The following is a 26338-nucleotide window of genomic DNA, read 5'->3' on the forward strand; positions in this document are numbered from 1 at the left end:
TATTTCTTCCTTATTAAAAAACAGCATGCGAATGCATGTGCAAGTCATCTGCTGCTAATTAGGCGGTACTCACCCTATATTAATCAAATTAACTGACAATTTCTTATGAATTTACAATTACTGCGGTACGTAGGCATACTGCTCATACTGTTGCCTACATTAAATTTTGCCCGGCAACGTACGCTTACAGGAACGGTGCTGGACGAAAACACACAGCCCATTGCAGGTGCATCCGTGCTGGTTAAGAATACCACGCAAGGAACCCAAACAAAGAGTGATGGAACATTCTCTCTTGAAGTAGCTGACAACAGCGTTTTGGTGATCTCTTACGTCGGTTATCAACCAAAAGAAGTGGTGGTTGGTGACGAGCAAAAGATCCAAGTGAGTTTAGTGCCTGATAACCAGCTTTCTGAGGTGGTGGTTACTGCCCTAGGTATTAAACGGGAGAAGAAAGCATTGGGATATGTCGTGCAAGATGTGAGCGGCGATGTGCTCAACACCCGACCCACCAATGCACTGAGCGCCATTTCCGGTAAAGTGGCAGGTTTACAGATTATACCCTCCGGCGGCAATATGGGAGGATCAACGCGTGTTTTGCTTCGTGGTATAAAATCCATTACCGGTAATAATCAACCGCTTTACGTTATTGATGGAACCCCTATTGACAATGCCGATTTAAATACCGCTTCCACCATTGGGGGAAGTGCCGGTAAGGACGTAGGGAATATGATACAAGATTTAAATCCGGATGATATTGAAAATATTTCGGTATTGAAAGGTCCTTCCGCAGCGCTTTACGGAAGTCGTGCAGCCAATGGCGTTATTTTGATTACAACGAAAAAGGGAAATAATAAGGAAAAGACTGAGATTAGCCTGAATACAGGAATTGAATTGGAACAAATAGTACGTTTGCCAAAAAGACAAAAACTATACGGACAAGGTTATAGTACCGAGTTTCCGCAGGCTACGATTAATGGCACAACGTATAATATTGTTGATTATGCTGCCGACGAAAGCTGGGGCCCTCGTTTGGATGGCACACCCGTTTTGCATTGGTATAATTTAGACCCCGGATACCCCGAATATTTGAATCCTGAGCCTTGGCTGTATCCCGAGCACGATGTCAATTACTTTTTTCGCACGGGTATTGCCAATACCAATAATCTGGCGATCGCAGGAAGCAGTGGGAAAACAAGCTATCGGCTATCGTATACCAATAAGAATGTCCGCGGAACTGTTCCAAATGCCAGCTTAGGACGTAATACATTGAGTTTTTCAGGGTCTACAGGACTGGGAAAGGTAACGATTTCCAGTAATCTTAACTACGTTAAAAATAACTCAACGGGTAGACCTTGGACCGGTGCTTCCAATCGGAATATTATGTTAGAGGCTTTTCAATGGGGAGGTGTGCAAGTCGACTATAAGAAGCTGAGCGATTATAAACGACCCGATGGAACCCCTAGACCGTGGAATCGAACCGGCTATCGCGATACACCGGGCGATCGTGCTACGCGTTTTATTGATAATCCCTATTGGTCGGCTTATGAGAGTTACCTGGAAGAGAGCCGCGACAGGTTATATGGTAATGTCGGGGTGTCGGCTCCTATCAATTCGTGGCTTAATTTGAGTGGTAAAGTTTACGCAGATATTTATCAATATCAATATCAAGATCGTATCGCAGTGTATTCCCGCTCACAGTCTATGTATCAGGAATATAGTAATAATTTCCATGAATTCAACTATGAATTTCTGGCAACCGCCAATAAACAATGGACCGACTTCTCGCTATCCGGTTTGGTTGGTGGTAACATTCGGGATGCGAATCGTCGCGTCAGTGATCTCCAAACGGGTGGACCCTTAGTAGTTCCGAATTACTATGACTTGCGGAATTCAAGTGGTATCTTAGCCAATAATGGACATGGTTTATTTAGAGAACAAGTGTATTCGATCTTTGGCAGTTTTTCTGCCGGTTGGAAAAATATGCTCTATTTAGACGGTACCTTACGGAATGATTGGTGGTCTACCCTACCTACTAACAATAATTCTTTTTACTATCCATCGCTCACAAGCAGTTTTGTTTTCAGTGAATTGGAAGGAATAAGAAACATTCCTTGGATTGACTACGCCAAATTCAGATTGGGCTGGGCGGAAGTCGGTAACGGTGCAGCACCCTATAGCTTAGCACAATTATATAGTTCGTTACCTGCATTTAATGGCCAACCGTCTTATACGCAGCCTGATATCATGAACAATCCCAATTTGAAACCCGAACTGACTAGTACTTGGGAAACGGGATTCGAGTTTCAATTGTTTAAAAATAGATTAGGCTTAGACGTTACCTATTACAATAACCGTAGTAGAAACCAGACAATTGCAGTTCCGACTTCCGATGCTTTTGGATATCAACAGAAATTCTTAAATGCAGGTCTAATAACCAATAAAGGATTTGAAGTAATCCTAACCGGAGCACCGATAAAAAATGATCGTTTCGAATGGAATAGTTCAGTCAACTGGTCGTTAAACCGTAATAAAATCGCCCGTTTATATGAGGGCATCAGTACGCTCGAGCTAAACAATACACTGGTGTCATTAGTAGCACAAGAAGGAGAATCCTATGGACAAATCAGAGGTTATGACTTTGTTTATGCTCCTGACGGGCAACGCGTGGTGCAGGAGGACGGTACTTACTTACGTACTTCGCAAATGACAGATTTAGGAACTGTGCTACCTGACTATTTAGTAGGCTTTCAAAACAGCTTTAAGTATAAAAACTTTACACTTGGATTTTTAATCGACGCACGTGTTGGAGGGCATTTCTTCTCGCAAACCTATAAAGTAGGTATGTACGCAGGAATCCTGGACCGTACTGCTGCCAATAATATCCGAGAAACGGGTATCGTAGTAGATGGTGTAAAAGCGGATGTACAGTTTAATCCGGACGGAAGTTATAACGTAACGAATACAAGGCCAAATGATACGCGGATTAGTGCACAAACCTGGGCACGTAATGAATATAACGGGCCCACCACCTTTAGTGTTTTTGACGCCACATTCGTGAAGTTACGGGAGATTACACTCGGGTATAATTTTCAGCTGAAACCGGACGGAGTAATCAAAACGTTGGGTATCAACGCTTATGGCCGTAACCTTTGGAATATTTATACTAAAAGTAAATACATTGATCCTGAATTTACCAATAGCGGAGGTAATATACAGGGGATTGAAGGAGGAAATCTACCAATACCTGCCACCTACGGTTTAAATGTGAACGTTAAATTTTAATTTGAGAAGACAATGAATCTTTATAAAAATATCTTATTTCTCCTTCCCCTAGCGTTTTCAGGCGCTTTGATCTCCTGCTCTGACGAGAAGCTGGCGGAGATCAACGAAGATCCCAATCGCCCGGGAAATGTTCCTACACCAACGATTCTGTTGACGGCGGAGAAACAAATAATGGACAATATCAGAAACGAAAATTTTTCGTTACGTGGAACGATGCTTTTCGCCCAATATTATAGTCAGAATATCTACACCGATCAGTCGCGTTATGATATTCCACGTTCTTATTCCGACGTCTTTTGGGCTAACTCTTATAAGGCACTGAATAACTTGAACCAAATTATCAAGATAAATACCGATGAGCTGACAAAATCGGTGGCAAGTGCCGGAACAGCTGGTAGTAATGCGAATCAAATTGCGATTGCACGTATATTGAAAGCTTTCACCTTCCATTCCCTGACGGATGTTTTTGGCGATGTGCCCTATGAATCCTATGGAAATAAAGACCCTGAATTTGAAGCGCTGCAACAAAATCCCGACAATTATACGCCGGTGTACGCGTCACAGGAAAAAATATATGTTGATATCCTAAATGAATTAAAGGCGGCAGGCGATACCCTGTTGAAGTATAAAGGGCAAAATACTTTCGGCAGCTCGGATATTATATACGCAGGCAGTAATGAAAAATGGGCTAAATTTGCGCAATCACTTCGGTTACGCTTGTCTACGCGTATCCGTGTGAAACTTCCGGCTGTTTCAGAAGAACATTTTTCGGATGCCTTGGCAAAAGGTGTATTTACGTCCAATGCAGATAATGCCGCTTTTAAATATTCCAGTGGTGCACCAAATGAAGCCCCCCTCTATCGAGCGACCGTTACCGCGAATAGAAAAGATTTTGCGGTTTCGCATGTTTTGGTAAATGTATTAAAAGGAGAATTAGGACCTTTTAAGACGGCCGACCCGCGTCTACCGCGTTACGCTTTACCTAATGAGCGCCAAATTTACATAGGTCAGCCTTACGGATTACCTTTGGAAGCAGGAGGTATTAATGGGCCTACTGCCATTAGCTTACCAGGAGCCATTGTGAATGCGCCCGACTTTGCGGAAGTCTTACAGGAGTATGCCGAGGTGGCTTTTTTAATTGCCGAATACAATAACTGGGATGATGCAAGCTACCGAAAAGGTGTAGAAGCTTCTTTAACTAAATGGGGTATTGATGGTGCGACTGCGAAATCATATGCTGATGCCTTGCCGGCGGCGAACAAAGAAAATGTCTTAACGCAAAAATACCTGGCTTTGTACACTCAAGGCTTGGAGGCTTGGTCAGAAATCCGTCGTACCGGTTATCCTATATTTTTAGTGAAACCTGGAGATGTTGTTTGGAGTAGGCAAACGGAGAACGGAATCGTCAACTATACGTTCCAGCCTATTTTCGGAAACGGCATTCCGAAACGCTTATATTATCCGAATAAAGAGCAAAACGTTAATCGTGAACATTATCAACAAGCCTTGGCACGTCAAGGCGATGACGTGATTACAACAGCGCTTTGGTGGAATAAGTAATCAATCTTAGTGCATGAACCGTATAGTAGTGTTACTAACTACTATACGGTTTCTTTTATCTTCCTTCCTCTCCCACCCACTTGGTCTTTGGTCGCTACTTATTCGCTACTTTACCGCTAAAAGTCCACTAAATGGTGGATAAATGCGGATATAACGTGAAGATACCGTGAATATACAGTGTATGGACCCCGAAGGAGGGTCGAGCGAAGTGCCTCTTTTTATGGGATCAGGACTGGTGTTTGAGTTTAAGATTCCCACACAGCTCTTCAAACATTTCACCCGGTTTAACGCCTATGGCCAAGGCGATAAGATATAATTCCTCGATTCGAACATGCGATTTTGGATTAATGGAAAGCTGGCTCAACCGATAAGTACTCAAACCCGTCTTTCTGGAAACTTCCGCTTTGTTAATTGATCGCTTTGCCAAATATAAACCCAGTGCTGTCAAGTTCTATGTTCTCCTTTATTTTCCATAAAATTAGTTTAAGAACGTTTAGCTAGTTAAAGTATTTGTAAATGGATGTATTTTACCTATTTTTGTAGAGAAAAAACAAATATTTTGAGCTGGTTAAATGGTTGAGTAGGGTCTTAAGTGATGAGTGTTGCCTGCCTGCCGGTAGGCAGGAATGATGAACGATGAATTTTTGCGTAGCGAGAAAGTTTAAAGTGTAGAATAAAGCCTACAGCTTACAGCCTATAGCCTAACATGGACATAAGACAGGAAGAAAGCCCGCAACTCACAACTCGCAGCTCACAACTAAAAATAAAACCTAAACATATGGAATTACATGAAAAACTAAGATTTCTACGTTACGCCAATGATTACAGTATGGCCTATGTGGCTTACAAGTTGAAGCTTACTAAAGAAGAGTATGAGCAGCTGGAGTCGGGTGAAAAAAAACTAACAATAGAACAAGCTAAATTGGTTGGTATACTTTATTCGATGACCAGTGATGAGCTAATGGGGCCGCACCTCGATCTGGATGAAGAAGTAAGCTGGCAGAATTTGGTGACTGATGATAACGTGAGGCAAGGACATTCACCCACTTTAGAGGAACTTAAAAATGAGTTGATTAATATTAAGGAGCTACTTCAGGTTTTAGTAGAGAAATTGACAGAAAATGATAGTAGTACCTACTATAAAGATCGATGATATTACTAATAAAATAAAGTTCACCGCTTCCTGCCTACCGCAGGCAGGCAAAATTTACAGGAATGGTAATGCGTCCGGTGCTGGCTGTATCACTTCAAGACTTCTTTAGCTACTTTATCATTTCCATCGATACGATGTTTGTATTTCAAACCTAATATCTTCGCCAATAGTGGATAGATATGAATATTCTCAAAGGCACCGATCGTTAAACCTTCTTTAAAGGCGGGTCCCCAAGCGATGAAAGTAGCTCGCATTTCCGGTGTTTCATAGGGGTCAAATCCATGTGCTCCGGGATGTGGTTTCTTATTGGAAAAATAATAAGGTGCTTTCGCAACCAATACGATATCGCCTATTCGGTGATATTTGTCCTCTTTTTTTCCGTAATGATAATTGCTTGGTACTTGATCACTTAGATAGGCATCAAACTTATCAGACTTTTGAATGGATTGGTAAATCGACTGAAGGTTCTTTTTGTCTTTCACATGTATATTTACAAGTGTGCCATTTGAAGCAATGATCACTTGCGTTGTATCGACTTTAAAAGGTAATGGCAAGGGTTCGTCTCGATTGATGGCCTTCATACCATGATCAGAAACGAAAATAAAACTGACAGGAAGTCCCGTTTGTTGTACGGCGATGTTGAGGGCATTAACGGCAGAATCAATGAAGTGCACCGCTTTTTTCGTCTCGGTTGCATCGGGGCCATAGAGGTGTCCTGCATGATCGACTTCGGGGAAGTAAAAATTAATGAGGTGCGGACGTTTTTCCATGGTAATGATAGCCAGTTCACAACAGTCTGTATGCGTTTTGCTATTGGAATCTTTTCATTGTAAGCATAATAATAAGACGGCAACATTCCACCAATAGCTGCTTCCGATCCCGGCCAATAAAAGCTAGCACTCAGTAAACCCTGTTGCTCGGCAAGTGTCCAAATGGGGATACCGCCATACCAAGCCGGATTCTTGACGGCCTTCGCATTTGACATGCTATATCTTGCTTGCATTTTCGGGTCGTAGATATTATTTCCAACCAAGCCATGATGCGATGGGTACATGCCCGTTACGATTGTATAGTGGTTGGGAAAGGTAATGGAAGGAAATGACGGAATCAGTGCTTTGGCACTTACGCCACTTGACGATAGTTGTTGTAAATGAGTTGCCTGGAATTTTTCTGCGTAATCATACCGAAAACCATCGGCAGAGATCAGGATTACATAGGGTTTGTCTTGTTGCTTGGCTACATTTTGACGATTTGGAACTGATTTTTGCGTGGTGTCTTGGGCATGCGTAGGTGACACCAAAAAAACAGCTAATGCGACACCTAGCAAATAAGAAAAAACTCTTGTTACCATGACGCGATTATAGGTATTTTACTTGACTTAAATGTTAGCTGAAGGTTATTTTTAGCTCTAAGGTGTTAGGTGTAGGTATTAGCTATCAGCTATCGGTCGTCGGCTGTCAGCTTAGGTGTGTTTGTTGAGTAGAAAGCGGGTTTCTGACGGTCATATAAAGAAATTCGTTCGCCGACAAGGGAAAAGTCAGAAACTTGACTATCAATATAGCGTAGCCTGTTACCGACGTAGATTATTGTGTTATCAAAATGTTTTATTGACCTGTCGAAATGATTGATTGTGCTATCGAAGTTGAGTATAATGGTATCGAAATACGGCATTTCGGTAGCGGAATACGTAATCGTGCTATCGAAATGATTGATTCCGCTACCAAAGTTGAGCATCAAGGTATCGGAGTACGGCGTTTCGGTAGCAGAATACGTCATCGTGTTATCAAAATAATTGATTCTGCTATCAGTGTTGAGCATTACGATATTGAAATACAGTGTTTTGCTAATGAAATAACCCATTGTAATACCGAAAATAGCAATCATTTTTAGATGCCTTCAGGGAAATTGCTTTTAAAAGATAACGTTTATTTTAACTAATTTTTTCATTTAATATAATGTTCTTTATCCTTGATGATAAAGAACCAAACAACCGAGAAGCTAGCTTCGAGCTCATGAATACCTTTTAAAACAAACACAAATGAATAATCAAGGCTCTGTAGGCTACCTTGCACCTGATTGCAAAGCATTCATGGCGCGTATTGGAGCCGTTTCACTTCCTCAATCCGCTTAGATATTGCGACATGAACGATAATGCACATACTTTGCTGCTCGTTGCATCGGTATCCTCCAAGGCCGTTTTTCCCAACACACTGGCTATATACAAAGCTAAAGCTAGTACGTCCGGTTAAAAGCAAAAGCCTATCGTTCTACTAAAATGCCTCCTCCAAAATTTACAGTCAGCACTGGGAGGCACTACCGCTCCTGTAAATTTTGCCTGCCTGCGGTAGGCAGGAAGCGGCGATTTTATTCACTACTTCATTATTTTCAAAGGTGTTCATGGACTTCCTACGGTCGGCTCTTGGCTTCTTTTCTTTCGCGGACCTTCCCGTTAGGGAAAGCTTGAATGCCTTAAAAAACGAAAACTTAATGAAAAGAAAGAAGTCAAAATAAACGTTCTTATAATATATACATCTTCATCTATTAGGTTAAAGGTGAATTCCTTGCAGATTCCTTTGTTAAGTTAAGAGCTGATTTCTGAAAGTTGTTGTAGCTCTTTTTTTAGCTAAACACGTTACGATATAATAGATATAAACACCTTATTATGGAAAGAAAAATGTACCTTTTTGTTTTTTTTCTGTCTCTCTTTTGCATCGCTTGTGATAAGAGTGATATGGACTATGAAAATGACTATGAGCAGAGTTATAAAGCTTGGTTGGATTTTAAAGAATCGAGTAATAATTCTTATAGATATGTGGTAAGTGGAGCTACATGGGCAGGTGCGGCATGGGAAACAACTATTACCGTAAACAATGGAGAAGTAACGGGGCGAGATTTTCGTTATACTGTTTTTAATGATATCCGAATGCCAGCAGACGGTTGGAATTTAGAAACTGCTCAGCTAATGCTTGATAGTTTATCAAAGAGGTATCAGGGAAACACCGAACATTTACCCAGTGCAGACAGTATGCTGAAAATGCTAACATGGTCCGAGAATCAGGCTAACTTAAACAATCACGCAAATACGGGCGGTGCACTAACTTGCACCTTGGACCAAATATATGAAAAGGCAAAGAGTGATTGGTTGAAGAAACGGAATAATGCTCAAACCTTCTTTGAAGCAAAGAATAATGGTATCATTTCCTCTTGTGGATTTGTGGAGGACAATTGCGCGGACGATTGTTTTAGGGGGATTACGATAACTTTGGTTGAAGGGATTTAATTCTGCCCCAAAATAATTTTCGGTATCAATGAGGTAACGAGAACCAACATCTATTCTAGAAAAGTGGACCTTTATAAATAGATTGATTATCTCTTTCTTGGATTTTGTGTACTCGTCTTATGAGATCGGCCTAAGGGTATACTATCTTTTCACAGTTTGAATCACAATCATTGATATCGTAATCCTAAATTCCAGTCATTCTCGTATGATTTTGCGAAGCTAGTTTACGTGGCTCAATAACAACTAGATATTTGTCTATAAAACGAAAAGCCGTCTCAAGATTCTGAGACGGCTTTATGTGAAGAAAAAGTATGTTCAATTTAGAAACTAAATTTCATACCAAAGTTCCAAGTAGTACCGTTTCCAAAGAAAACGTTATTGCTTGTATTGATTCCTTTATACGTCTCGGTTCCTTCTTCGACTGGTCTTGCTGAAGTCATTTCTGAAAGATAAACTCTGTCAAATATGTTATTTACGTTTAGACGTAAGTTTAAAGCAGTTTTGTTAAAGCTTATACGATAATTTAAGCCTGCATCTACAAGGTCATAATTTGGAAGTTTGATGTTATCTTTAGTAACCACATCGGCATATAAATTTGAATAGTTCCTATAGTCGGCATCAACTGATAAACTGCTTGTTATACGATACGCGACGCCTAATCCGAAGGTTGTCTGTGCAGCATCGCCAACTTTTCCACCCTTTACATCAGTTACTTCTTCAGATAAAAGATTTAAACTTTCATCGTATGTCCTTTGTAATGCATTGTCATCATATTTCCAGTCACCAATGGACGCAAACCCTCTTAGGTCAAGTTTTGGCAACGGTTTTGCAACGAAGTCCAATTCAAGGCCTTGATGCAATTGGCTTAATCCAGAGTTGTTTGTGTAGATCAACTGCCCATCATCATTTGTATCTGAAGTAGTTGTAACTCTATCTTTCCATGATGTTCTGTAGGCGTTCAAATTTGCACTAAAGAATGTGCTGATGAATTTGTAACCGAACTCAACGCCGAATATCTTCTCGTTGCTAGTCAGTGGATTTACATCATTACCGAAGTTCAAATAAATGTTATCGTGGTACGGTTGTCTTGAATAATACCCTGTGTTTCCAAATATGACATGATTTTCCGTAATATTATAACTAAGCCCCCCTTTAATATTGTAACCGATATTGTTTACTTTTTCTGACTTTTCATTTTCTTTCGTGTATTGAAATCTATCCCATCTCACGTGAGACTGATTAGACAATGCGCCTTGTAGGAAAGCTGAAAAGTCTTCGTTTGAATACTCGATCTGACCGAATAAGCCACCGTAAGTTATTCGCTCATCATAATCGTAATCAACCTTTTGATTATTGTCTACACTGTTTGTTAGTGCTTTCCAGGGATTAATACTGAATGTTTCAGTTACGTTATAACCGTTAGGGTATTGCATATTGTCATTGATATGCCAACCAGTCAAACCCATCAGGTTGGTTAGCATTCGATAATGAGTACCTTTATAGGTTCTTACATCAAGACCAAGATTATAAGTTAGATTTTCGTTTATCTGCCTGTTGAAATTAGAAACCAAACCATACCAAGCGTGATTATTTACGGAAGCCCGAATAGCATAGGCGCCATTATTGAAATCACCGATCCCTCCTTCAATAGCTTCGTTATTTGTTTTTATAGCATTGAAATCGATATGGCCACTTGGTGTATATTTTTTAGCACTGCTGCTTCCCCAGTTACCTGTGCCGCCACCGCGTCCCCAGGATGCATAAGCCACAGTTGATAAAGTCGATTTTTCGTCGATATTGAAATCCCAGTTCAAGTTAACTACGGGTTTATGATAATAATTAGTTCTTTCACTAAGATAATCTCCACCTAGGAAGCCATAGTTTGTATTGTATCTTTTTCCATTTTGAAGATAACTCGATATACTTTTGGTGAAATTTTGATCGTGTTTCTGAGGGGCTCCGAAAATCAAGAAGTTAAAGGCATGTTTTTCGTTAGGTTTGTAGCCCAGCGAGAAAAAATAATTCTGTCCATTTCCTCTCGTTCCTTTGTTATAACCGTCTCCTGCCCAGTTTGTCAACATAATACTTGCTGCCCACCCATTTTCTGATAAACCGGTGTTATAGGCAAGAGTTGTCTTTTGGTAATTGTTATTGCCAATCAGTGCTTGAGCAAAACCACCTCGGGTTAGGTCTGTAGACTTTGTAACGATGTTAACTGTTCCTCCGACGGATGAAATGGCTAATTTGGAGGAACCTAATCCTCGCTGTATCTGTAATGCATTTGCCACATCAGCAAGGCCTGACCAGTTAGACCAATACATGTTACCGTCTTCCATTCCGTTTATGGGCTGACCATTTAAAAGAAACGCGGTATTCGTTTGATCAAATCCACGAACAATGATTCTAGAATCGCCATAACCTCCTGCTTGACCTGCCACGTAAACTGAAGGAGTATTTTTCAGGAGTTCTGGGAATTCTTGATTTCCTGCTTTCTGCTGGATTTCTGTAGTGCTTATAGTAGATACTGCAATTGGTGTTTTTCTATCCTTTGCCAAATCTATTAAACCACTTCCTATCTGTACAATCACTTCGTCAAGAGATTGTGCGCTTTGTTTTAGTGATATAGTACCAATGTCAGTAGTCCCAGATGAAAAGTTGACTTTTTCCACGTCGTAACCTACATAGCTAATTACAATCTCACCCGATTCCCTAGTTGTACTTAACGAGAACTTTCCATCAACGTCCGTAGAAGTTGATCGTGACGTTCCGGTAATTGATATCGTTGCCCCGGCTATTGGGTTTGTTCCGTCGGTTACAATCCCTTGGATAGCTTGCTGCGCAAAAGAAAATTTGGTATTAATTAGCAAGAACAATGCTAATAATAGCGTAGCCTTACTGAAAAGGTATTGGCTACGTCTTAATGATTTGAAAGAAAGTAAAAACTTCTTCATGTGCGTTGAATTGATTGAATAATTTGTTTTTCGGTACAAAATTAAATAGCTCGCGAGGAATAATTAGCAGGTTTTGTGTTAATTTAATATTAAGTTAATGTTACTTGATGCTTGGGTGTGAATAATTTACAGATCGATCTTGCGGTATCCAATTGTTTTTGTAACTGTTTAGAAATCTATAAAGTCTTTTCTGATTTTTAATTGTTTATTGGTTAAAATTGTTTCGAATTTTCGAATGTGGATTGTGGATAACTTTTTTCAAAATCACAATCATGCCCCCTGTGGTACATGCTTTAGGTAATGGTAAATGTAACAAGAGCTGTTGTCTGCTGTCGGAAATAAGCTATCAGCCTGATTAGACTGCCTGCCGGTAAGTATATACTGTTGCTGTTGTTACTAGTAAATCCCCTACCCAACCACTTAACTATTTGCCCACTCAACTACTCTACTACTTCAACTATTTCCCTAAGGTAAAAAAATGCCGACACAGCCCGGAAATCTTCTAATTCTAAGAATTTTTATTAGGTTTGCGGAAGTAATACTTGTTTGACAAACACGTTCTTGGCTTGTTCAATGGGTATAAGCTAATTGTACTATCGAAACGAATTAATTTTTATAAGAATGAATTACGACATCATTGTAATTGGAAGTGGCCCGGGAGGCTATGTTGCAGCCATCAGAGCTTCACAATTAGGTTTCAAAACGGCTATTGTTGAACGCGAATCTCTTGGCGGTATCTGCCTTAACTGGGGTTGTATCCCAACGAAAGCTTTACTTAAAAGTGCGCAAGTTTTTGAGTATCTGAATCACGCGGCTGACTACGGTATCAAAGTAGAGGGCGGTGAGGCTGATTTTGGCGCGATTATTAAAAGAAGTCGCGGCGTGGCCGATGGTATGAGTAAGGGTATCCAATTCTTGATGAAAAAGAATAAAATTGATGTAATCATGGGTACCGCTAAGATAAAAAAAGGCGGTAAGATTGAGGTAAAGGGTGGTGATGGTTCTACTAAAGAGTACACGGCCAAACATACAATACTGGCAACGGGCGCCCGTTCGCGTGAGCTTCCGAATCTTAAGCAGGATGGAAAAAAAATCATCGGCTATCGTCAAGCCATGAACTTGGATAAACAGCCTAATTCATTAGTGGTCGTAGGATCTGGTGCTATCGGTGTAGAGTTTGCTTATTTTTACAATGCGATCGGAACGAAAGTAACGATTGTTGAATATTTAGATCGTATTGTACCAGTTGAGGATGAAGAAATCTCTAAACAGTTGGAACGTAGCTTGAAAAAAAGTGGCATCAATATCTTAACCGGTGCTGAAGTAACGGCGGTGGATACCAGCGCTTCGCCTAGCAAGGTGAAAATCAAAACGGCAAAAGGTGAAGAAGTGATCGAAGCGGAGGTTGTGTTGTCTGCCGTAGGTATTACTCCGAACATCGAAAACCTTGGTTTAGAAGAAGTCGGTGTAAAAACTGATAAAGGCCGGGTTGTTGTAGATGATTTCTACAAAACTAATGTAGAAGGTGTATATGCTATTGGTGATATTGTTAAAGGACAAGCCTTAGCACACGTTGCTTCTGCCGAAGGGATTACCTGCGTAGAAAAGATCAAAGGTTTACATGTTGAACCAATTGATTATAATAATATTCCTGGATGTACTTATTGCTCGCCTGAAATTGCCTCTGTTGGTTATACAGAAAAAGCCGCTAAGGAAGCCGGATACGAAATTAAAGTGGGCAAGTTTCCTTTTTCAGCTTCAGGTAAGGCAAGTGCCGCGGGTGCTAAGGATGGCTTTGTAAAGGTTATTTTTGATGCGAAGTACGGCGAGTTCTTAGGAGCACATATGATCGGATCCAATGTGACGGAAATGATTGCCGAGGTAGTGGCCGCCCGCAAACTGGAAACTACCGGACATGAAATTATTAAAACCATACACCCACACCCTACGATGAGTGAAGCTGTTATGGAGGCTACAGCGGATGCTTATGGTGAGGTAATCCATTTGTAGGAGGTTGAGTAGTGAAATAGATAAATAGTTGAGTAGGATAAATTCCTACTTAACTACTTAACGACTCAACTACTTGACTAACTGATATCAACCTTTATGAAGAAAATCTTATCTATTGATGGTGGTGGGATTCGAGGGATCATTCCGGGAATGATCTTGGTTGCTTTGGAAGAAAAACTGAAGCAAAAGACGAACAATCCCTCAGCAGCTATCGTAGATTTTTTTGATTTTTTTGCCGGTACGAGTACCGGAGGTATTTTGGTTTGCCTACTGCTCTGCCCTGATCAATCAGACCCCAAACGACCTCGTTTTTCTGCCAAAGAAGCTTTGGAAATGTATCTAAAATATGGTCACGATATTTTTAGAATGAGTTTTTTCAAGCGCATTACCTCAAGCTTGGGTTTAACCAGTGAGCGTTATAATAGTGCTACATTGGAAAGTGTGCTGCAGAAATATTTTGGAAAGACGCAGTTAAGTGAACTCATCAAACCTTGTATCATCTCTGCTTATAACATAGAGCTTAGGAAGACACATTTTTTTAGGCAGCAGACAGCTATTGAACGGGGTGACGTGCGTGACTTTTATCTCAAAGATGTTTGTCGGGCTACCTCTGCCGCACCGACTTATTTTAGTGTCGCCGAAATTTACTCGTTATCAGGAACACGGTACCCTTTATTAGATGGCGGTGTTTTTGCAACAAATCCTGCTTTAAGTGGTTTAGTTGAAGTAACTCGGGCATTTAATCAAACGAAAATCAATGATATTCATATTTTTTCTTTGGGAACGGGGCGATCGAGAAAATCGTATAACTTAGAGCATTTTAAAAAAAGTCGGGCTATTTCCATGGTACCGGCTCTAATTGACATCATGATGAGCGGTGTGGCCGAAAGCAGCGACTTTTTCCTTCACCAGCTGTTCCGGTCGTCAAACAAGGAAAAAGATTATCTGCGGATCGAACCGGAAAATCTCAACAGCATTCAGGAGAGTTTAGATGCTGCAGAGGAATCGAATATGAAACGTTTAATTGCTTTGGGAGACCGTACGGTGAGTGAGAATCATTTAATACTGGATGAAATGGCTGACTTCTTAATCGAAGAACAAAAGAAGAATGGTTCCCATGAAAAGCCTTGGAGTTTTTTGAACAGAAATTTATGGTCTTGAGGGATATGAAATATAGGCTTTAGGCTTATGCAACTAATAACTAATAGCTGACAACTAATAGCTGACAACTAATAACTAACAACTAGCTAATAATGGCTTTAAATTACGTTTGGATAGCCTTCTTCTTAATTGCTTTTGTTGTCGCGCTTTTTAAGCTGATTTTTCTTGGAGACCAGGAGATTTTTCAGGCGATTGTAAATGGAACTTTCGATACGGCAAAGACAGGCGCCGAGATTTCCCTGGGCCTGATCGGTTTAATGTCTTTTTGGCTAGGCATCATGAAAATTGGCGAAAAGGGCGGCATGATTAACATTTTTGCTCGTTTAGTAGGGCCTTTTTTTAATAAACTTTTTCCGGAGATTCCTAAAAATCACCCGGCGTTGGGTTCGGTTTTGATGAATTTCTCGGCTAATATGTTGGGCCTTGATAATGCGGCGACACCGGTAGGTCTAAAGGCTATGAAAGAACTACAGGAACTGAACCCAAATAAAGATACGGCAAGCAATGCGCAAATCATGTTTTTAGTATTGAATGCGTCAAGTTTGACACTCTTGCCAATTACCATCATGGCTTACCGGAAGGAAGCAGGAGCTATAGATCCGTCCGATGTGTTCATTCCCATCCTGCTGGCAACCTTCTTTTCTACTTTGGTCGGTTTGGTAGTGACCGCTATTTATCAGCGTATTAACCTGTTCAATAAAGTTATCATAGCTTATGTGGGCGGTCTGACAATCTTGATCGGCGGACTCTTGTACTACTTTTCCACGCTGAGCCAGGAAGAAATCAATGCTATATCGCAGGTTGCAAGCAATGTCATTCTCTTCACGGTAATTATTTCATTCATTGCCCTAGCCTTCTACCGCAAAGTGAATGTTTTTGAATCATTTATTGAGGGGGCTAAAGAGGGTTTTGAAGTTGCTGTAAAAATTATCCCCTATTTAGTAGGGATTTTGGTAGCTGTAGGAGTTTTTCGAGCATCCGGTGCGATGGACTACCTGGTTCAGGGCGTCAGTGCAATTGTTAGCTGGGCGGGTTTGGATACGCGCTTTGTGGAGGCGCTTCCTGTCGCTTTTATGAAACCGATGAGCGGAAGCGGTGCGCGTGGATTGATGATTGATTTAATGCATGCCAAAGGTGCCGATGATTTTGCGTCGCGCGTGGCTTGTGTCATTCAAGGAAGTACGGAAACAACTTTTTATGTGTTAGCAGTATACTTCGGATCAGTGGCCATTAAAAGAACGCGACATGCTTTACCTGCTGCTCTCTTAGCCGAACTCGCAGGGATAATTGCAGCCATTATTATCGCTTACATCTTTTTTGGATAGTAAAAAGTAAAAAGTAAAAAGTAAAAAGTAAAAAGTAAAAAGTAAAAAGTAAAAAGTAAAAAGTAAATTTTCACTAACAACTAACAACGAATAACTAACAACTAACAACGAATAACTAACAACTAGCATGGCGGAAGTAAATGTAACAGTTACCATCGGAAAGGAACGGTATAAAACAGAAGTCAGCAATGGACGAAATATCGTAATAGCGGATGAACCGGAGTCTATGGGAGGTACTGATCAGGGATTAGGACCGAAGGAATTGTTACTTTCGAGTTTAGGTTCTTGTACGGCTATTACATTAAGGATGTATGCCGATCGAAAGCAATGGGATTTGCAGGAAGTTATCATAACGGTAAAAATGGAGGTAGTACCAAGCAGTCATCAGCAAACGACTTACATAAAAAATCATATTAAATTGGTTGGCAATTTGGATGATGACCAACGGCAACGGCTGCTTCAGATTGCGGAGCTCTGCCCGGTACATAAAATATTATCAAATCCAATCGTAGTTGACAGTAATTTGGTTCCCTAATAGTTACGTGGTTAAGTGGGGGAATAGTTAAGTAGTTAAATGGATTGTATTGGAGCCCCTGGCGGGGACGAATTTTGATTTTTGGCTTTTGAATTATTACGTTTGCGCGTGCAAGCTTAAACTTGGAATATGACTGATATGGCAATGAAGGAACAGTATTCTCCGTACGTGAGCATTACGCGAGACGAATGGAAATTACTGAACGGATCACTGAATTTCTCTCTTTCAAATGAGGATATTGGAAGGTTACATGCGCTGAATGAGCCATTAAATATGGAAGAGATTCAGGAAGTTTATTTCCCGCTTTGTCATCTCCTGAATATCCATATTGACCACGCACATAAGCTTTACGACGCTGAAAATGCTTACTTGAACAGCGGACGCAAACGCTCGCCCTTTATTATTGGTATAGCAGGCAGCGTGGCGGCGGGTAAGAGCACCACCGCACGCGTATTACAAAAGGTCTTGTCTTTATGGCCCGATAAGCCAAATGTCGCTTTAGTAACCACTGATGGCTTTTTATATCCCAATAGTGTGTTGGAACAACGCGGAATAATGAATCGAAAAGGCTTTCCGGAAAGTTATGATACGAAGAAGTTAATCAATTTTCTGGCGGATGTGAAGGCGGGCAAGGAAAGCCTTCAAGTGCCTATTTATTCGCATCTTGAATATGATGTGATGCCGGATCAAATGCAGGAGATTTATAATCCCGATATTGTCATTGTGGAGGGGATCAATGTCTTACAAGTAAATTTGAGCGAAAAACACAAAGGACCGCAGGTTTTCGTGTCTGATTTTTTTGATTACTCCATTTACGTGCATGCTAACGAAAAAAACTTACTCGAATGGTATGTGTCTCGATTCAGACAATTGCAAACAACTGCTTTCCGGAATCCTAATTCCTATTTTCATAGATACGCCAGTCTTTCCGAAGAAGAAGCTATCGCGCGAGCAAATTAGCATTTGGGATCTCATCAATAAACCAAACCTTATTAAAAACATACTGCCGACGCGCTTTCGCGCTAATCTTATATTGGAAAAGGGAAGCAATCATTTCGTAACAGGCGTCAAATTACGGAAGGTGTAGTTGTCGGTTGCGAGCATGAATGATGAGTGATAATGATGAGTGATGAGTAAAGAGTGAATCGGCAGACAAGCTTCAGAGCATTATCACATTGGTTAATTATTGATCTCAGCTTTACATTAGGCTTTAACCTATAAGCAGTATGCTTAAGCTCGTACAAACCGATCATCACATTGGCTCATTGGCTAATTCCCAATTTTTAGTACTTCATTTAGCACAATGTTTTTGATAAACTGCGATTGCGTTTTTCCCAAATTGGTTAAGGTGAACTGTACCTTATACTTGACAACATCCTTTTGTACAGCCAATACCTTTAATTTCATACTATTTTCGAGTACTTCATTGCTGTGTTTGTTAAGCAGATCATTAAGACGCTTTTTGAGGTCCTCCCGGTCCATGGTATGGTTAATGGCTAATTCAAATTCGACGCTCACCTTGCGGGAGTTCTGAAAAGACTGGTTGACAATGTTTGTCGTAAAAACAAAGTTATTAGGAACCATGACAATATCATCATCATCATTATTGATAACAATATTAACCAGGGTGATGTCAATAATTTGCCCTTGGTACTCGCCGATCTTAACATAATCACCCAATGTCAATTGATCAGAAAACATGATAATTAAACCACTGATCATATTCGTGATGTAATCCTTAAAAATAAGGGCTATAGCCGCTGCAACGATGGTGATACTGGTTAGGAAATCTCTGGGGTTGATTCCAAAGGCCAACATCAGACTAAAAATAATGACGACGGCGTTGAGCACCGAGGCAATGCGGTTAATACCTAATACGAAGCTACCGCGCGAACTGGTATGAAAGTAAAGAGAGCGTCGTTTATACCAAGACAAGAGGATGATTCGGACAGTTGAAATGATGATATTACTGGATAGAAAGACATTCAAAGCATACACCAATCGTTGTAAAACCCTCTTGTCGTTATAGTAGGACTCATACTCTATTAAAGTGTATGTTATCGGAATGAATACAAGGATTTTGATTACCAGTATGAGCAAGTCTTTTTTCAGATGAATGCTACGTTGTATATATTCTTGTTGACTATTCATATTTTCAATGATGTATCTTTTTTTGCAGATCGCGTTGAAAACTAGCTGGCAGCTTGCCGGTATGTTTTTTAAAAAATCGAGTGAAGTAAGCAGGATCTTCAAAGCCGATTTTCCAGCCCACTTCGCGAATCGGGAGCTGCGTCCAAAACAGAAGGCGTTTCGCCTCCAGCACACGCCGTTCATCAATGACCGTTTTAGCGTTTGTCCCTGTCATTTCTTTAACTACATCATTCAAATGGCCTGCCGAGATAAACAATTTAGATGCATAATCAGCAACTTTCGTATGGCTAAGAAAGTCTTTTTCCACTAAAGCTATAAATTGACGCATTAAGGTACTATAGCGCTTCCGACCGGTGATATGGGTATGCGGACTGACATAGCTTTCTGTTTTTTCCAACAGCGCCAGTAAAAGTTGAGCTACAACCGCTCTATTCTGTTTAAAGAGTGTATATTCTTCCTCGATTAATGCAACAAAAGCCAAAATTCGTTCAAGTTCATGTTTCTTTAAGGATAACAGATTACTGCTAAACTGCTGTTCCCAGTGATTGTCTGCCGAATAAGAAAATAGAAAGTCGCCTTTAAAGGTAACCAAGTACATTTCCGCATTACCCGGGTCAACTTCATAATGAACCTGCCCGGGGCGCATAAATAATAGCGCAGCATCTTTCGCTTCATATTCTTTGAAATCGATAAATTGACGCGTCGTTCCTTGACAAAGAATGATCAAGGTATAATGATCGTGCCGATGCGGAGCCGTGGTTTTTTCATAGCGGTCGTGACCATAGCTTAATCTTTTGATATCGAATTCGTCCGAATATCCTTCACCGGTACTCGGTACATTATATATCGGAATGTTCTGCTTTACCATTTTTAAGCTAGTTTTACAGTGCAAAGTTATTAAAATCCATGAAAAGTACCATTAATACCTTGTTTTGTTATGAAGGAGCTACCGCTCTAAACTTACATTTGTACAACAAAGAAGAAGTTACCCAAAGGTATCACTTGTTTGTTCTCTCGATCTGCGGCAGATAGGAAGAGATCGGTAAATGCTAATTGCTTGTTTATGGCGGATATACCCGATCTCTCAATCTCACTACGTTAGGTTTGAGTTGGCATTAAGAAACATTAAGACAAAAAGATGCAAGGAGAAAATCAATTAGTCGAATTACACGTAACCGGCATGCATTGTAATAATTGTGCGCTCTCCGTACATAAAATGTTGGAGAAAAAAGGTTACCAAAACGTTTTCGTGAGTTTTGCAAATGAGGAAGTAAAATTTACAGCCGATAAGGGACTGAACGTAAATAATGTAATACAAGATATTGAAGGTTTAGGTTTCAAGGTGCAGCAGGAAGAACAGGGCTTTGTGAAAGAAGGTTTTTTAGGAAAAATAGAACATAAATTTATTTTTAGTCTATTGTTTACTTTGCCGCTTTTCCTGCACATGTTTTTACCTTTTCATTGGCTGCATAACCCCTATGTTCAATTGAGTTTATGTCTTCCTGTATTTGTTTTAGGATGTGCTTATTTTGGAAAAAGTGCTATTAATTCAATCAAGGCAGGTGTGCCCAATATGGATGTCCTGATATTTGTTGGCTCTACGTCGGCATTTATCTACAGTATAATAGGTACTTTGTTGGGCTTAGGGCCTAATTATATGTTCTACGAAACAACAGCTACCATTATTACGCTTGTACTTTTAGGAAATGTATTTGAAAAGCGATCGGTAACACAAACGACTTCGGCCGTCAAAGATCTGATGAAAATCCAGGTCGACAGCGCCGTCCGTATTGTAAACGGTCAAGCCGAACGCGTCGATATAAATCAATTAAAAATTGGTGATACCTTATTAGTCAATGAAGGCGACAAGATACCGACCGATGGTGATATTGTATGGGGAGACGCATCTGTGAACGAGTCGATGTTAACTGGCGAAAGCATTCCGGTTGAAAAGGGAAAATATGATGCGGTTATTGGTGGAACCATACTTGAACGAGGTAGCATTCGAATGCTGGTGACGAAAGTGGGTAACAAAACGGTGTTGGCACAAATCATTGATTTAATGAAAAGAGCACAGGCCGCAAAGCCACCCATACAACGCTTAGGTGATAAGGTGGCGGCGATTTTTGTACCGGTGGTAATTGGCATCGCATTATTAACGTTTGTCCTTGCATATTTTGCCTTTGATATAGGTTTCCGTCAAGCCCTATTAAATGCCATTGCTGTGATGGTAATCTCCTGTCCTTGTGCCATGGGGTTAGCCACACCAACCGCAGTGATGGTTGGCCTGGGAAGAAGTGCTAAACAAGGTGTGCTTATAAAGGGCGGTGATACGGTAGAAGAAATGACCAATTTAAAATATATGGTGTTCGACAAGACGGGGACATTAAGCACCGGCAAGTTCAAGATAAGGGACATAAAAAGCGAGCTGAGTGATATAGAGACCGCGACGCTGATCCATGGTTTAGAAAGCTATTCGAACCATCCGATCGCCAAGTCACTTGTTAATGCATTTGCCAACCGGGAAAAGAGAAAGATCGTTTTTACGCAGGTAAAGGAAGAAAAAGGATTAGGGATAAAAGCGATGGATAGTGAAGGGCACCGCTATCAAATTGGCTCAAAACAGCTTGTAGAAGATAGCAAGGAACTTGGCAACTATGATGTATTTTTATTGAGGGATGACGAGCTGGTTGTCAGAATCGCAATCGACGATGAAATTAAAGCAGGAGCAAAAGAGCTTGTACAGACTTTGAAGGGACAGCAGATAATACCGGTCATTTTAAGTGGTGACAGAAAAGAGAAATGCGACGCACTTGCGGCGTCGATAGGAATTACAGAAGTTTATGCCGAAAAGTTACCCCATGAAAAATTAGAATTGATTGAGTCATTAAAGCAAGGAGGTAAAGTAGCAATGGTTGGAGATGGTATTAACGATGGTCCGGCGCTTACAACAGCCGATGTAGGCGTCTCTTTAGGCGATGCAAGTCAGGTCGCCATCCAATCTGCCAAAGTAGTATTGTTGAACAACGATTTGCAATCGATCACGACTTTACTTAAGATAGGTAAGCATACGTTGCTTACGATCAAACAGAACCTTTTCTGGGCATTTTTTTATAATATTTTTGCAATCCCTTTGGCCGCATTTGGTTTTTTAAGTCCGATGTTAGCAGCACTAGCCATGGCTTGCTCGGATGTAGTGGTAATTGGTAATTCCATCCGATTGAAGTTTAAAAAGCTATAAGCGAATGCCAAATAAAAATGCCCCAGTGTTTCCACTGAGGCATTTTTATTAATTAAACATTCCTTTTACTTTATCGATGATACTATCCCCTCCCCCTTCACTATTTCCCAATAAGGATTGCATGTCGAAGTTGCCATTTAATAGGCCTTCAGCTTTGCCTTTTAATGCATCAGGTAAATTGTTGTTTACATAATCGAGCACAACTGAAGTTGCTTTTTGCGCTAATTCGGGGGAAAGACCTACTTTCTGAATCAGCTCGTTTACTAATTTTTCCATGCCTTTTGTTTTAATGTTGTCAATATTGATTTTGAAACATTTGAGGAGCTTATTTGTTTGCTCTCATTACATTATTTGGCTAGCTATATTTATCGATTATATGCGCTACCTGTTTCAGGTAACTTCCTCCGAAGACATTGGCATGGAACAATAGAATATAGAGATTCCATAAATCGATTCGTTTCTTCCAATCCTTCTCCAAGGGAAAAACTTCTTGATAAGCGTCATAGAAAACTTGATCGAATCCACCAAAAAGTTGCGTTAATGCAAGGTCCATTTCGCGATGTCCGTAATAAACTGCCGGATCGATCAGGAAAGGTACCCCTGCTTGATTGACCATATAATTTCCATTCCAAAGGTCTCCGTGTAATAAAGCGGGCGGTTCAGTGGGGAAAAGAGAAGGCAGTCGCTGGAAGAGTTGTTCGAATTTATGATGTAATATTTTGTCTATCAGCCCCTTTGACTCACTTCGTTCCAGTTGTTTTTTTTAAACGCTCTTCAATGAAAAAATCTGACCAGGATATATGCGGTCGATTATATTGAGGTAATGAACCTAGGTAATTGTCGTATTCTAAACCAAAATAATCGTGGCTGTTTTTATGGACAAAAGCGAGCATGCGGCCTAGATTCGCTTGTGCGTTCTTACTATTATCGCCTTTTTCTATCCATGGCATAAGCAAAAAAGCATCCCTATTGAATTGCCCTGCTATCAGCAGCTCCGGTACTACGGCTCCGCCCACACGTTTTAGCAGCTTTAAGCCTTCCCGCTCCAATACAAATATATTCGGCAGGGTATCGGCATCATTGATTTTAATAAAAAAAGATTCCCGGTGCCCCTGGATTTGATAGCTTCGATGGATATCACCTCCGGATACCGGTAACATATGGAGGATTTGAAAGCTAGTGCCGATCAACTTACTTATGACTTCCTCTAAGTTTTTTATAAAATCAACCGATAAAAACATTTTTTGAACTTGTTGAATAAACCTATGGATAAATGTATGTAAAAAGGAGAAAATAAGGTAGGGGTTTTAAATTTTATGTGATTTTGATAGTTTTAAAAGAACCTTTTCTTTGTCACTTTTATTCGTTATTGTTTGTTTTAAAAGGTACTCATGCTACTTCGTGGTTTCCGCAAAAAGTGACGCAGAATCTCGTCGCTTGGAAATTTGCTACAAACAGTGTGCATCAAGGTGCAGACCGCAAATTTCCTAGGCGACATTTTCCAAAGCCAACGAATCATGCGTTTAACCAGACGTATCATTTCTTCAGCCCTAAATATAGCCCTGTGCGTGGGGAAAATCGGCCTTGGAGGATACCGAAGCAACGAGCAGCAAAGCATGTGCACCATCGTTCATGTCGCAATATCCAAGCGGATTGAGGAAGTGAAACGGCTCCAATACGCGCCATGAATGCTTTGCAATCAGGTGCAAGGTAGCCTACAGAGCCTTGATTGTTTGGTTCTTTATCATCAAGGATAAAGAACATTATATTAAATGAAAAATTATTTAAAATAAACGTTCTTTTTTGTAAGACACGGTTTTGCCGGAGAAAAAGTAAAAGAGATGGTAAATATTCTGGTTAATAATTTATCTTTGCCGTTTAATACGCATTATTGCCTACATGAAGCACATTCGCAATTTTTGTATCATTGCACATATCGATCACGGGAAGAGCACCTTGGCAGATCGTTTATTGGAGTACACCAATACCATCACACAGAGAGAGGCGCAGGCGCAGCTCTTGGACGATATGGATTTGGAACGTGAGCGTGGAATTACGATTAAGAGCCATGCCATCCAAATGAATTATAATTATGATGGACAGGACTATGTTCTTAACCTGATTGATACACCCGGGCACGTCGATTTTTCTTACGAAGTGTCCCGTTCGATTGCCGCCTGTGAAGGAGCTTTGCTGATTGTGGACGCTTCCCAAGGGATTCAGGCACAAACGATCTCCAACCTGTATTTGGCTTTGGAACACGATTTGGAAATCATTCCCATTCTGAATAAGATGGATTTACCGGGAGCAATGCCCGAGGAGGTAAAGGATCAGATTGTGGATTTGATCGGTGGAAAACGCGAAGATATTATTCCTGCGTCGGGAAAGACAGGGATGGGTGTTTCAGACATCCTTCGGGCAATTGTTGAGCGCGTACCGGCACCCGTAGGTGATCCGGATGGCCCCCTCCAAGCCTTAATTTTTGACTCCGTCTTTAACTCCTTTCGCGGAATTATGGCTTATTTTAAGGTAGAAAATGGGGAAATTAGAAAGAATGATAAGGTCAAATTTATCGCAACAGGTAAAGAATATACGGCCGATGAAATAGGAACGCTGAAACTCAACCAGGTGCCGAAAGACGTTATTCGTACGGGAGATGTAGGATATATTATCTCCGGTATAAAAGAGGCACGTGAAGTTAAAGTGGGTGATACAATTACCCATGTAAACCGTCCGAGCAAAGAGGCAATCAAAGGATTCGAAGAGGTTAAGCCCATGGTTTTTGCCGGAATTTATCCGGTAGATACGGAAGATTTCGAAGAGTTAAGAGAGAGCATGCACCGATTGCAGCTGAATGACGCTTCTCTCGTATTTGAACCCGAATCATCAGCTGCCCTTGGTTTCGGTTTCCGATGCGGTTTCTTGGGAATGCTCCATATGGAAATTATTCAGGAACGTTTGGAACGGGAGTTTGATATGACTGTTATCACAACGGTTCCAAACGTTTCCTACATTGCTCATACGACCAAAGATGGTGAGATAAAGGTAAACAACCCCTCTGATTTGCCTGATCCCAGTAAATTAGAATTTGTAGAAGAACCTTTTATCAAAGCTAATATCATTACCAAGTCGGAGTTTGTCGGACCTGTTATGTCACTCTGTATCCAAAAAAGAGGAGTTATTATTAACCAGAGTTATTTAACTGCCGATCGTGTAGAATTGGTATTTGAAATGCCAATGGGTGAGATTGTATTTGATTTCTACGATAAACTGAAAACCATTTCGAAAGGGTATGCCTCATTTGACTACCATCAAATTGGCTATAGGCAATCGGATTTGGTTAAATTAGACATTCGATTAAACGGAGAACCGGTAGATGCGCTCTCTTCGCTTATTCACCGAAGCAATGCCTACGAGTTCGGAAAAAAGATTTGTGAGAAATTGAAAGAGCTTTTACCAAGGCAGCAATTTGAGATTGCCATCCAAGCGTCTATAGGAGCTAAGGTTATCGCGCGGGAGAATGTACGTGCCTTGCGAAAAGATGTAACGGCTAAATGTTACGGAGGGGATATTTCACGTAAGCGCAAGCTGTTGGAAAAGCAGAAAAAAGGTAAGAAAAGAATGCGCCAGGTTGGAAATGTGGAAATTCCTCAATCGGCCTTTATGGCGGTGTTGAAATTAGATTAATC

20 protein-coding genes and 2 pseudogenes are annotated in these 26338 nt (G+C 40.6%); 13 read left to right on the forward strand and 9 right to left on the reverse strand.

Annotation, left to right across the window (positions count from 1 at the left end):
• The first annotated feature begins 105 nt into the window (after positions 1-105).
• From QT327_RS13155 to QT327_RS13165, 3 genes are all read left to right on the forward strand, one after another.
• Entirely contained in the window at positions 106-3282 is a 3177-nt protein-coding gene (locus QT327_RS13155) for a SusC/RagA family TonB-linked outer membrane protein (RefSeq protein WP_130857738.1), read from the forward strand.
• Positions 3283-3294: 12 nt separating this feature from the next.
• Complete coding sequence (locus QT327_RS13160) at positions 3295-4842, forward strand: SusD/RagB family nutrient-binding outer membrane lipoprotein (protein WP_289553052.1); 1548 nt, start codon at positions 3295-3297, stop codon at positions 4840-4842.
• A 181-nt stretch (positions 4843-5023) separates the two neighbouring features.
• Positions 5024-5158, forward strand: a complete 135-nt coding sequence (locus tag QT327_RS13165; protein WP_256377680.1) for a hypothetical protein — start codon at positions 5024-5026, stop codon at positions 5156-5158.
• Positions 5159-5167: 9 nt separating this feature from the next.
• Here QT327_RS13165 and QT327_RS28235 read toward each other — a convergent pair.
• Positions 5168-5290: pseudogene (locus QT327_RS28235) on the reverse strand (helix-turn-helix domain-containing protein); the annotation flags it as partial.
• Positions 5291-5620: 330 nt separating this feature from the next.
• Here QT327_RS28235 and QT327_RS13175 point away from each other — a divergent pair.
• The gene (locus QT327_RS13175) at positions 5621-5995 is read left to right on the forward strand and encodes a hypothetical protein (protein WP_130857736.1); all 375 of its coding nucleotides are present in this window, start codon (positions 5621-5623) and stop codon (positions 5993-5995) included.
• An 89-nt stretch (positions 5996-6084) separates the two neighbouring features.
• Here QT327_RS13175 and QT327_RS13180 read toward each other — a convergent pair.
• Both QT327_RS13180 and QT327_RS13185 read right to left on the reverse strand, forming a co-directional pair.
• Positions 6085-7346: pseudogene (locus tag QT327_RS13180) on the reverse strand (alkaline phosphatase family protein).
• Positions 7347-7435: 89 nt separating this feature from the next.
• A complete protein-coding gene (locus tag QT327_RS13185; protein ID WP_130857734.1) occupies positions 7436-7879 on the reverse strand; it encodes a hypothetical protein in 444 nt (147 codons plus the stop codon).
• A 778-nt stretch (positions 7880-8657) separates the two neighbouring features.
• On the opposite strand from QT327_RS13185, the gene QT327_RS13190 reads away from it, so the two are divergent.
• Positions 8658-9275 (forward strand): hypothetical protein, encoded by a 618-nt coding sequence (locus QT327_RS13190; protein WP_130857733.1) that lies wholly within the window; start codon positions 8658-8660, stop codon positions 9273-9275.
• A gap of 320 nt (positions 9276-9595) precedes the next feature.
• Here the strand turns inward: QT327_RS13190 and QT327_RS13195 are convergent, their stop codons facing one another.
• Complete coding sequence (locus tag QT327_RS13195; protein WP_130857732.1) at positions 9596-12226, reverse strand: TonB-dependent receptor; 2631 nt, start codon at positions 12224-12226, stop codon at positions 9596-9598.
• A 621-nt stretch (positions 12227-12847) separates the two neighbouring features.
• Between QT327_RS13195 and lpdA the strand changes: the two genes are divergently transcribed.
• The 5 genes from lpdA to coaA all read left to right on the forward strand — a co-directional run bounded on the left by lpdA (position 12848) and on the right by coaA (position 18217).
• Positions 12848-14236: a dihydrolipoyl dehydrogenase gene (lpdA, locus tag QT327_RS13200; RefSeq protein WP_149105704.1), complete on the forward strand. Its 1389-nt coding sequence runs from the start codon at positions 12848-12850 to the stop codon at positions 14234-14236.
• Between the two features lie 96 nt (positions 14237-14332).
• Entirely contained in the window at positions 14333-15397 is a 1065-nt protein-coding gene (locus tag QT327_RS13205; RefSeq protein ID WP_013666697.1) for a patatin-like phospholipase family protein, read from the forward strand.
• 92 nt (positions 15398-15489) lie between these two features.
• Positions 15490-16722 (forward strand): spore maturation protein, encoded by a 1233-nt coding sequence (locus tag QT327_RS13210; protein ID WP_130857730.1) that lies wholly within the window; start codon positions 15490-15492, stop codon positions 16720-16722.
• A gap of 127 nt (positions 16723-16849) precedes the next feature.
• A complete protein-coding gene (locus QT327_RS13215; RefSeq protein WP_013666699.1) occupies positions 16850-17257 on the forward strand; it encodes an OsmC family protein in 408 nt (135 codons plus the stop codon).
• 129 nt (positions 17258-17386) lie between these two features.
• Positions 17387-18217 carry a type I pantothenate kinase gene (coaA, locus tag QT327_RS13220; RefSeq protein ID WP_289553053.1) on the forward strand — a complete coding sequence of 277 codons (831 nt, stop codon included), beginning with the start codon at positions 17387-17389 and terminating at the stop codon, positions 18215-18217.
• A 309-nt stretch (positions 18218-18526) separates the two neighbouring features.
• Here coaA and QT327_RS13225 read toward each other — a convergent pair whose 3' ends face one another.
• Together QT327_RS13225 and QT327_RS13230 are read right to left on the reverse strand one after the other, a co-directional pair.
• Positions 18527-19408 carry a mechanosensitive ion channel family protein gene (locus tag QT327_RS13225; protein ID WP_013666701.1) on the reverse strand — a complete coding sequence of 294 codons (882 nt, stop codon included), beginning with the start codon at positions 19406-19408 and terminating at the stop codon, positions 18527-18529.
• A 4-nt stretch (positions 19409-19412) separates the two neighbouring features.
• Positions 19413-20276 carry a helix-turn-helix domain-containing protein gene (locus QT327_RS13230; RefSeq protein WP_013666702.1) on the reverse strand — a complete coding sequence of 288 codons (864 nt, stop codon included), beginning with the start codon at positions 20274-20276 and terminating at the stop codon, positions 19413-19415.
• Between the two features lie 270 nt (positions 20277-20546).
• Here QT327_RS13230 and QT327_RS13235 point away from each other — a divergent pair, with 270 nt between their 5' ends.
• The gene (locus QT327_RS13235; RefSeq protein ID WP_130857728.1) at positions 20547-22649 is read left to right on the forward strand and encodes a heavy metal translocating P-type ATPase; all 2103 of its coding nucleotides are present in this window, start codon (positions 20547-20549) and stop codon (positions 22647-22649) included.
• Between the two features lie 48 nt (positions 22650-22697).
• Here QT327_RS13235 and QT327_RS13240 read toward each other — a convergent pair whose 3' ends face one another.
• The 3 genes from QT327_RS13240 to QT327_RS13250 form a co-directional block, all read right to left on the reverse strand.
• Positions 22698-22925 (reverse strand): hypothetical protein, encoded by a 228-nt coding sequence (locus QT327_RS13240; protein ID WP_013666704.1) that lies wholly within the window; start codon positions 22923-22925, stop codon positions 22698-22700.
• A gap of 79 nt (positions 22926-23004) precedes the next feature.
• Positions 23005-23403 carry a fructosamine kinase family protein gene (locus tag QT327_RS13245; RefSeq protein WP_354004818.1) on the reverse strand — a complete coding sequence of 133 codons (399 nt, stop codon included), beginning with the start codon at positions 23401-23403 and terminating at the stop codon, positions 23005-23007.
• On the reverse strand, positions 23390-23890 hold the full coding sequence (locus tag QT327_RS13250) for a fructosamine kinase family protein (RefSeq protein ID WP_289553056.1): 501 nt from the start codon (positions 23888-23890) through the stop codon (positions 23390-23392). Before QT327_RS13250 ends, QT327_RS13245 begins: the two co-directional genes overlap by 14 nt.
• Positions 23891-24166: 276 nt before the next feature.
• On the opposite strand from QT327_RS13250, the gene QT327_RS13255 reads away from it, so the two are divergent.
• Both QT327_RS13255 and lepA read left to right on the forward strand, forming a co-directional pair.
• A complete protein-coding gene (locus tag QT327_RS13255; protein WP_289553057.1) occupies positions 24167-24337 on the forward strand; it encodes a hypothetical protein in 171 nt (56 codons plus the stop codon).
• Between the two features lie 211 nt (positions 24338-24548).
• Positions 24549-26336: a translation elongation factor 4 gene (gene lepA / locus QT327_RS13260; RefSeq protein WP_013666706.1), complete on the forward strand. Its 1788-nt coding sequence runs from the start codon at positions 24549-24551 to the stop codon at positions 26334-26336.
• Positions 26337-26338 lie beyond the last annotated feature (2 nt).

The organism is Olivibacter sp. 47, from assembly GCF_030372825.1.
GTDB classification, from domain to species: Bacteria; Bacteroidota; Bacteroidia; order Sphingobacteriales; family Sphingobacteriaceae; genus Olivibacter; species Olivibacter oleidegradans.